We start from the raw sequence: 8,142 nt of genomic DNA on the forward strand, positions 1-8,142 counted from the left end.
AATACAATTTTTTGCCTGTTTCTGTGGCTTGGAAATGTTTTAAAGAAACAGGGGAGCAAGGGGAGCGAACCGGAGGGGGCGGGCGCGGAGCCGGCGGCGGTGTCCATGGGCCGATCGTGCGCCCTGACCTCCCATGCGCAAAATGCATCCGCCCGCCCATCCATACGCTGGAGTCATGGATGACACCAGTGGCACGGCGTCCGTCGTCGGGAAGGTGGAGCTGCGGCAGCTGCGCTGTCTCGTGGCGATCGTCGACGAGGGCACCTTCACCGACGCGGCCCTCGCGCTCGGCGTCTCCCAGGCGGCGGTCTCCCGCACCCTGGCCTCGCTGGAACGGATCCTGGGCGTACGGCTGTTGCGGCGGACCTCGCGCGAGGTGACGCCCACACCGACCGGGCTGCGGGTGGTGTCGCAGGCGCGGCGGGTGCTCGGCGAGGTCGACGACCTGGTGCGGGAGGCGACCTCGGGGCAGGTGCGGCTGCGGATCGGGTACGCGTGGTCGGCGCTGGGCCGGCACACGCTGACGTTCCAGCGTCGCTGGGGCGCCGCCCATCCGGGGACGGACCTGCAGTTCGTACGGGCCAACTCCCCCACGGCCGGACTGGCGGAGGGCTCGTGCGACCTCGCGGTGGTCCGGCGGACGGTGGACGACCGCCGGTTCGACTCGGCGATCGTGGGGCTGGAGCGGCGGCTGTGCGCGATGGCGAGCGACGATCCGCTGGCCCGCCGCCGTTCCGTGCGGCTCGCCGATCTGAGCGGGCACACCCTGCTGGTCGACCGACGCACCGGCACGACCACCACCGACCTGTGGCCGCCCGACGCGCGGCCCGTGACCGAGCAGACGCACGACGTCGACGAATGGCTGACCACGATCGCGACGGGCCGCGCCGTCGGGGTGACCGCGGAGTCCACCGCCAACCAGTACCGGCGGCCCGGCGTCGTCTACCGGCCGGTGCGCGACGCCGAGCCGATCGCCGTCCGGCTGGCCTGGTGGCGGGACGACCCGCATCCCGCCACCCCGGCCGCCACCGAACTGCTCACCGCGCTCTACCGCACCGGCTGAATCCCCGTCCCCTCCCCCGCCCTCGGTGTCAGCCGCAGCACGGTGCCCTCACCGTTGGCGGAGAGCAGGAGGGTTCCGTCCGGGGCGGCCGTGAGGCCCGCGAAACGCCGGGCCATCCCGGGCATGACGTCCGCGAACAGCGCCGGTTCGGTGCGCGGGACGACCCCCGGGGGCGGGCCGACCGGCAGCTCCTCCGCGTCGGTCCGCCGCTCCCCGGTGGTGAGGGAGACCGCGCTCAGCGTGCGGGACCCCGTCTCCACCACGAAGAGGTCGTCGCCGAGGACAGCCAGGCCCTGGGGTGCGGCCAGGCCGTCCGCGACCACGGTCGTCGTGCCGTCCGCCTCGATCCGGAGCACGGTTCCCAGCCGCTCCTCGCTGACGTAGAGGCGGCCCTCCGCGTCGAGGGCCACGTCCGTGGGCCGGTCGAGGCCCTCGGCGAGCGCGGTCACGGTGTCGTCGCGTTCGCTGCCGTCGTCATCGATGGCCACGACCCGGCCCGCGTCCGTCTCGGCGACCACGAGCGCGCCGTCCGGTCCGACCGCGATGCCGATGGGCCGGTTCAGCCCGCGCGCCCGCTCCCGGAGCGCCCCGCTCTTCGGGTCGTAGGTCTGCACCACGCCGAACTGCGAGGTGTAGTGCAGCAGTTCACCGTCGGCGGTGATGCCGTGGGCGAAGGGCAGCAGAAGCGGCGTCGTCACCTCCTCGGGCGTGGGGCTTGCCAGCCGGTAGTGGTCGGCGGCGTAGACCGTGCCGCCGAGGTCGATCGTCACGCCGTAGGGGCCGTCGAGACCGCGGCGCACGATCTCACGGGTGCGGCCGTCGGGGTGCATCTCCGTGACGCCCCCGCTGGCGTAGCTGGAGACGAACATGCGGTTCTCGGCGTCGAACGCCGCGTTGTCCAGGCCCGTCAGCCCGCTGGTGACGAGCGTGCGGGTACCGGAACCGTGCAGGTCGACGCGGGTGACGATGCCCTCGACGCCCCGGGAGAGGACGTGCAGGACACCGCTCCGGTCGAAGCGGACCGCGACCGGTTCGTGCACGTCCTCGGCGACCACCTCGGGCGTCCCGCCGTCCGGCGGGATCCGCCAGACCTGACCGGTGATCATGTGCGGGTAGTAGAGGTGTCCGTCCGGGCCGAGCTGCATCGCGTTGCCGAGCGCCAGGCCCTCGGTGAGCACGACCGGGTCGCCGCCGTCCGGGAACAGCTCCATCAGCCGGCCGTTGGGCTTCATCTCGTTGACGAAGAGCCGGTCGCCGACACAGGTGATGCCGTTGGGGTTCGTGACGGCGTCGGAGACGAGGCGGTACTCCCCCGCCGGGCTCCGCCGCCACACCCGGCCCGGCACCAGGTCGGCTATGTACATCGAGCCGTCGGCACCGAAGGCGAGGTCGTCCGGCGACTGCACGGGACCGTCCATCGGGACGACGACCTCGACGTCCCCGGTGGCCGGGGCGACGGCGCTGATCTGTCCCGCGAGGAACTGCGCGACGTACAGCCGTCCGTCGGGGCCGAAGGCGACCCCGTTGGAACCCCACAGCGGGTTGGGCGGGTTGAGCCGCCGCGCCTCCCAACGGGCGCTGGTGGTACGGAGTTCGCCGTTCTCGTCGTACCGATGGGGTCGCGTGTGCATGTCGTCCACCACCGTCTCCTCGGACCTCACTCGGCACCGACGAGGACGTCGTCGATGCCGCCGTCGGCGCGCCACCGCCGCAGCAGTTCGTGGAAGGCGACCGGTCCGTCGCCGTACGCCTCGCTGCGCTCCCTGGGCCGGCCCTCGTTGTTGTAGTAGCCGGGCGTGCACTCGGCCTGGAACCCGTACAGGTCGGCGGCCTTCTCGCGGATGGTGGCCACCCAGGCGTCCTGCGCCTCGGCGCTCGGCTCGACGTAGCGGGCCCGGCGCCGGCGGGCCTCGGCGACGACCTCGCCCACGTGGATCGACTGCTGGTCGAGGATATGGACGTAGTTGACGGCGCTGGCGTTCTGCATCGGGCCGAGCTGGAAGAGGTTGGGGAAGCCGTGGCTGTAGAAGCCGTGGAGGGTCTTCGGGCCCGCCGTCATCCAGGTCTCCAGCAGGCCGACACCGTCCCGGCCGTACGCCGGGAGGCGGCCGGAGAGCAGTCCCGAGACACCGACCTCGAAGCCGGTGGCGAAGATGACGCAGTCCACCTCGTACTCGACCCCGCCGACCACCACGGCCTTCTCGGTGATCCGCTCGACGCCATGGGTGTCGGCCGTGTCGACGAGGGTGACGTTGGGCCGGTTGAAGGTCTGGAGGTAGTGGTCGCTGAAGGTGGGCCGCTTGCACATGTAGCGGTACCAGGGCTTCAGCTTCTCGGCGGTCTCCGGGTCCTCGACGATCGTCGCCACGCGGTCGCGCAGTTCGTTCATCTTCTGGAAGTCGGCGATCTCGTAGGCGTGTTCACGTTCGTCCGCCGGGACGTCCGCGTACGCCTCGGTCGGGATCAGTTTCTCCTGGAGGCGGGCGCTGCTGGTCCAGGCGTCGTTCACCAGGTCCGTCCCGGCCCGGACCCCGGTGACGGTCCGCAGGAAGTTGTCCATGCGCTCGGCCTGCCAGCCGGGGGTGAGCGTCCTCGCCCACTCCGGGTCGGTGGGCCCGTTGCCGCGTGCGTCGACCGTCGAGGGGGTGCGCTGGAAGACGTGGACATGAGCCGCGTCGGCTCCCAGGTGGGGGACGACCTGGATGGCGGTGGCGCCGGTGCCGATGACGGCCACGCGCTTGTCGGCGAGGCCGGTGAGGCCGCCGTTCGCGTCGCCGCCGGTGTAGTCGTAGTCCCAGCGGCTGGTGTGGAAGGTGTGGCCCTTGAAGGTGTCGATGCCGGGGATGCCGGGGAGTTTGGGCTGGCTGAGCGTGCCGCTGGAGACGACCACGTACCGGGCGCGCATGAGGTCGCCCCGGTCGGTGGTGACAGTCCACTCCAACTCGGTGTCGTCCCAGCGCAGTTCGGTGGCGACGGTCTGGAAGGCCGCGTCCCGGTAGAGGTCGAAGTGACGGCCGATCGCCCGGGTGTGCTGCCGGATCTCCTCGCCCGGCGCGTACTTCCACTTCGGGACGTAGCCCAGCTCCTCGAGCAGCGGCAGGTAGATGTACGACTCGATGTCGCAGTGGATGCCGGGGTAGCGGTTCCAGTACCAGGTGCCGCCGAAGTCGCTGCCCTTCTCGATCACCCGGATCGACTCGACGCCCGCCTGGCGCAGCCGGGCTCCGGCGAGCAGCCCGCCGAAGCCGCCGCCCACGACGATCGCCTCGACCCGGTCGGTCAGCGGCTCCCGGGTGAACTCCCCGTCGGCGTACGGGTCGTCGTCGTAGTGCCCGAACTCGCCGGCGATCCGCTGGTACTGTCGGCCGCCGTCCGGACGGATCCGGCGTTCGCGCTCGGCGCGGTACCGGGCGCGGAGGGCGTCCGGGTCGAATCCGAGCTCCTCCGGGTCGAGGGTCGGGGGGCCGGACGGAGTGTGGGGGGTGGACATCGGTGTCCTCTCGTCTGGTGTTCCGGAGTGTGCGGTGGCGTGGGTGAGCCGTGGTGTCAGGACGGCCGGTGGTGCCGCAGCCAGGCGGCCTGGCCGCCGTCGACGAGCACGTCCGTGCCGGTGATGTAACGCGCTTCGGCACCGATGAGGAAGGCCACGGCGCCCGCTATCTCCGCCGGGGTGCCAGTACGTCCCGCGCCGCTCGCCTCCAGCATGGACAGCATGTGCGCGCCGCTCGGGCCCTCGGCCTCCGCCTTCGCCATGGCGGTGGCGACGACCCCCGGGCTGACGCTGTTGATCCGGGCGCCGCGTCGGCTCCACGCGAGCGCGGCGGCCTGGACGCGCACCTGGTTGGCCCGCTTGGACACGATGTACGCCCGCGTCGCGCTGTCCCCTACGGCGTCGACCGCTCCGATACCGAGGAGTTCGTTCGCCGGGGCAGTGGCGAGGGCGGCCTCGTCGTCGCGGCCGAGGTCGGCGACATGGCCGGCCATGCTGGAGACGCAGACCATGGCCGACCCCAGCCCGGCCACGCCCTCGAAGGCGTCGATGACATGGGCGGTGCCCAGCAGGTTGACCTTCAGGATCGTCTCGGCGGAACCCTGGGCGGCCGAGACTCCGGCGGTGTGCACGACGGCGGCCACCCGGCCCTCACCGGCGGCCTCCGCCACGAGCCCGTCGACGGACCCGCGGTCGGACACGTCGGTCAGGACGCCCCGCACCGCGTAGCCCTCCTCGCTCAACACGCTTACCGCACGGTCGAGTTGACCGCGCGAGGCGTCGGCGAGCAGGACCGTGCGTCCGCTGCCGGTCCGGCGTGCGATCGCCACGCCCATGCCACCCGCGCCAGTGACGACGACCACGTCATACGACGGGCCGGGCCGCTGTTCCGTCATGATCGACCTCCTTCCGTGCCGCCGGCCTCTCCGGCGGGATCGTCCCGCACCATTCCGCGCCGGACGCGATGGCCTGCCGCCACGGCCGGATCGCCTTGGGCGGCATGCCGACCGCGAGCGCGCCGGTGACCCGGTCGCCGGTACGGTAGACGGCGACGAAACGGCGCTGGGCCGGATCGCCGTCGACGACCGCCACCTCCTCGTGGCCGCGCAGCCAGCCGTAGGCCTGCACCTTCATGTCGTACTGGTCGGACCAGAAGTACGGCACCGGGGCGAAGGGCCTGCGGGCGTCCGGATCGGCGGCGAGCAGGTTGCGGGCGGCCGCCATGCCCTGCTCGGCGGCGTTCGTACGGTGCTCGACACGCATCGAGGTGCCGAACAGCGGGTTGTACCAGCGGGCCACGTCACCGGCCGCGTACACGTTCTTCGCGGCCTCGCAGTACTCGTCGCACAGCACGCCGTCGCCGACGCCCAGGCCGCTGTCCGCCAGCCATGCGGTGTTGGGCAGCGAGCCGACGGCGACCAGCACCTCGTCGGCCTCGATCACCTCGCCGTCCGCGAGCCGCACCCCGTCCTCGGTCACCTCCGTGACGGTGACGCCGGTGCGCAGGTCCACCCCGTGGTCGAGGTGGGCCCGGGACAGCACCGCGCCGACCAGCCCGCCGACCGCGTGCGCCAGCGGCACCGGTGCCGGTTCAAGCAGGGTGACGTGGGCGCCGAGCCGCCAGGCGACGGCGGCGGCCTCCGCGCCGAGGAACCCGGCGCCGACGACCACCAGTCGTGTCCCCGGTGTCAGCCGGTCCCGCAGCGTCAGCGCGTCGTCCAGGGTGCGCAGCACGTGCGCGCCCTCACCGGGCAGCCGGCGCGGGCGTACGCCGGTGGCGAGGACCAGTCCGTCGTACGGCACCGTGTCGCCGTCGGCGAGCCGTACCCGACGCCCCTTCAGGTCGAGGCCGGTCGCGGCGGTCCCCAGACGCAGGTCCAGGTCGAGGCCGTCGAGGTGGTCCGGGGTACGCAGGGCGAGCCGGTCGGTGTCCCACTCGGCCGAGAGGAGCTGTTTGGACAGCGGGGGCCGGTCGTACGGGGGGTGGGGTTCGTCGCCGACGAGGGTGAGGGCGCCGTCGTACCCCTCGCGGCGCAGCGTCTCGGCCGCCGCCAGTCCGGCGGCCGAGGCACCCACGACCAGGATCCGCCTCACCGCTCCACCAGTCGGATCGCGGCGGCGGGGCAGATCGCGACGGCCTCCTGCACCCCGTCCATCAGGTCGTCGGCGGGGTGCTCCTCCAGCAGGATGGCGACGCCGTCGTCATCGCGCTGGTCGAACACCTCGGGGGAGGCCATCACGCACTGGCCGGAGGCCACGCACTTGGGTTCGTCGAGTTCCACTCGCATGGGTCGCTCCTTGACTCGCGTGTACGTGTGGGGGTGTCACCAGGCGACCGGCAGGCACTTCACGCCGTAGGTGGTGCCGGTGTGGTTGAAGGCCAGCTGGTCGATGGGGGCGGCCGGGCGGAGGGTGGGGACGCGGCGGTAGAGCGTGCCGTAGACGACCTGGAGTTCGAGGCGGGCGAGGTTCTGGCCGAGGCACTGGTGGGGGCCGTAGCCGAAGGCGTTGTGCCGGCGGGCGGGGCGGCTCAGGTCCAGGCGATCGGCCTCCGGGAAGGCGTTCGGGTCCCAGTTGGCCGTCTGGAGGTCGAAGAGGAGGCCGTCGCCCTTGCGGATGACCTGGCCGTCGATCTCGATGTCGTCCTTGGCGACCCGGCGCAGGCCGGAGTGCACGATGGAGAGGTAGCGCAGCAGCTCGTCGACGGCGCCCGCGACGACCTTCGGGTCCTCGGTGTCGCGCAGCAGGGCCAGTTGGTCGGGATGCTCGAACAGTGCGAGTGTGCCGAGGCTGATCATCGTGGCGGTGGTCTCGTGCCCGGCGATCAGCATGGCGACGCCCATGCTGACGGCCTCCTGGTGGGTCATCTCCCCGGCCTTGACCTTGGTCCCCATCTCCGACAGCACGTCGTCGCCCGGCTGTTCGAGCTTCGTCCGGAACAGGGCGTCCAGGTAGCCGCCGAGGGCACGGCTCGACTCCTGTGCCTCCTCCGCGGTGAGGGAGTTGTCGAGGACGCGGTTGCTGTTCTCCTGGAAGAAGTGGTGGTCCTCGTAGGGCACGCCGAGCAGTTCGGCGATGACGAGCGAGGGCACCGGCAGGGCCAGCGCGGTGAGCAGGTCGGCCGGGCCGGGGCCGGCCAGCATGTCGTCGATCAGGTCGTCGACGATCTTCTGCACCGCCGGGCGCATGGCCTCGATCCGCTTCACCAGGAACGGCGCGTTGACGGAGCGCCGCAGCCGGGTGTGCTCGGGGGCGTCGGTGTTGGTGATCAGTTTCGGAGTGTGCGGGGCGATGGCCGCGCGGTGGGCGTTGACGTGGGGGAAGTGGGTCTCGTGATCGTCGTTGCTGACGCGCGGGTCGCTGAGCAGGGTGCGCTGGTCGGCGTGGCGGGTGATCAGCCACGGGGTGCTGCCGTTCCAGATCCGCACCTTGGTGACCGGCCGGTCGCCGCGGAGTTCGGCGGCGGCCGGGGGCGGGGCCAGCGGGCAGCCCGTCGCCCTCGGCATGGGGTACTCGGGGACCTGCCCGTCGGTGTCGGGGGCGACGTCGGTCAGGGTGTCGGCCATGGTCTCTCCTCGGTGGTGGGGGC

7 protein-coding genes are annotated in these 8,142 nt (G+C 72.2%); 1 reads left to right on the plus strand and 6 read right to left on the minus strand.

Features of this window, described 5'->3' with window-relative positions:
* Nucleotides 1–175 precede the first annotated feature (175 nt).
* Entirely contained in the window at nt 176–1,063 is an 888-nt protein-coding gene (locus tag P1P70_RS35755) for a LysR family transcriptional regulator (RefSeq protein WP_319245220.1), read from the plus strand.
* Here P1P70_RS35755 and P1P70_RS35760 read toward each other — a convergent pair.
* Genes P1P70_RS35760 through P1P70_RS35785 form a run of 6 tightly spaced genes read right to left on the minus strand, consistent with a single transcriptional unit; the run spans nt 1,048 to nt 8,119 of the window.
* Nucleotides 1,048–2,694: a PQQ-binding-like beta-propeller repeat protein gene (locus P1P70_RS35760; RefSeq protein ID WP_319245225.1), complete on the minus strand. Its 1,647-nt coding sequence runs from the start codon at nt 2,692–2,694 to the stop codon at nt 1,048–1,050. The two genes, P1P70_RS35755 and P1P70_RS35760, sit on opposite strands and share 16 nt — an antisense overlap.
* Before the next feature lie 26 nt (nt 2,695–2,720).
* The gene (locus tag P1P70_RS35765) at nt 2,721–4,553 is read right to left on the minus strand and encodes an NAD(P)/FAD-dependent oxidoreductase (RefSeq protein ID WP_319245221.1); all 1,833 of its coding nucleotides are present in this window, start codon (nt 4,551–4,553) and stop codon (nt 2,721–2,723) included.
* 56 nt (nt 4,554–4,609) lie between these two features.
* The gene (locus P1P70_RS35770) at nt 4,610–5,449 is read right to left on the minus strand and encodes an SDR family oxidoreductase (protein WP_319245222.1); all 840 of its coding nucleotides are present in this window, start codon (nt 5,447–5,449) and stop codon (nt 4,610–4,612) included.
* The gene (locus P1P70_RS35775) at nt 5,418–6,647 is read right to left on the minus strand and encodes an NAD(P)/FAD-dependent oxidoreductase (RefSeq protein ID WP_319245223.1); all 1,230 of its coding nucleotides are present in this window, start codon (nt 6,645–6,647) and stop codon (nt 5,418–5,420) included. Before P1P70_RS35775 ends, P1P70_RS35770 begins: the two co-directional genes overlap by 32 nt.
* The gene (locus P1P70_RS35780; RefSeq protein ID WP_319245224.1) at nt 6,644–6,841 is read right to left on the minus strand and encodes a ferredoxin; all 198 of its coding nucleotides are present in this window, start codon (nt 6,839–6,841) and stop codon (nt 6,644–6,646) included. Before P1P70_RS35780 ends, P1P70_RS35775 begins: the two co-directional genes overlap by 4 nt.
* A 36-nt stretch (nt 6,842–6,877) precedes the next feature.
* On the minus strand, nt 6,878–8,119 hold the full coding sequence (locus P1P70_RS35785; protein ID WP_319245226.1) for a cytochrome P450: 1,242 nt from the start codon (nt 8,117–8,119) through the stop codon (nt 6,878–6,880).
* Nucleotides 8,120–8,142: the final 23 nt, after the last annotated feature.

It is taken from the genome of Streptomyces sp. MB09-02B (assembly GCF_033794485.1).
In the GTDB taxonomy this organism is placed as follows: domain Bacteria; phylum Actinomycetota; class Actinomycetes; order Streptomycetales; family Streptomycetaceae; genus Streptomyces.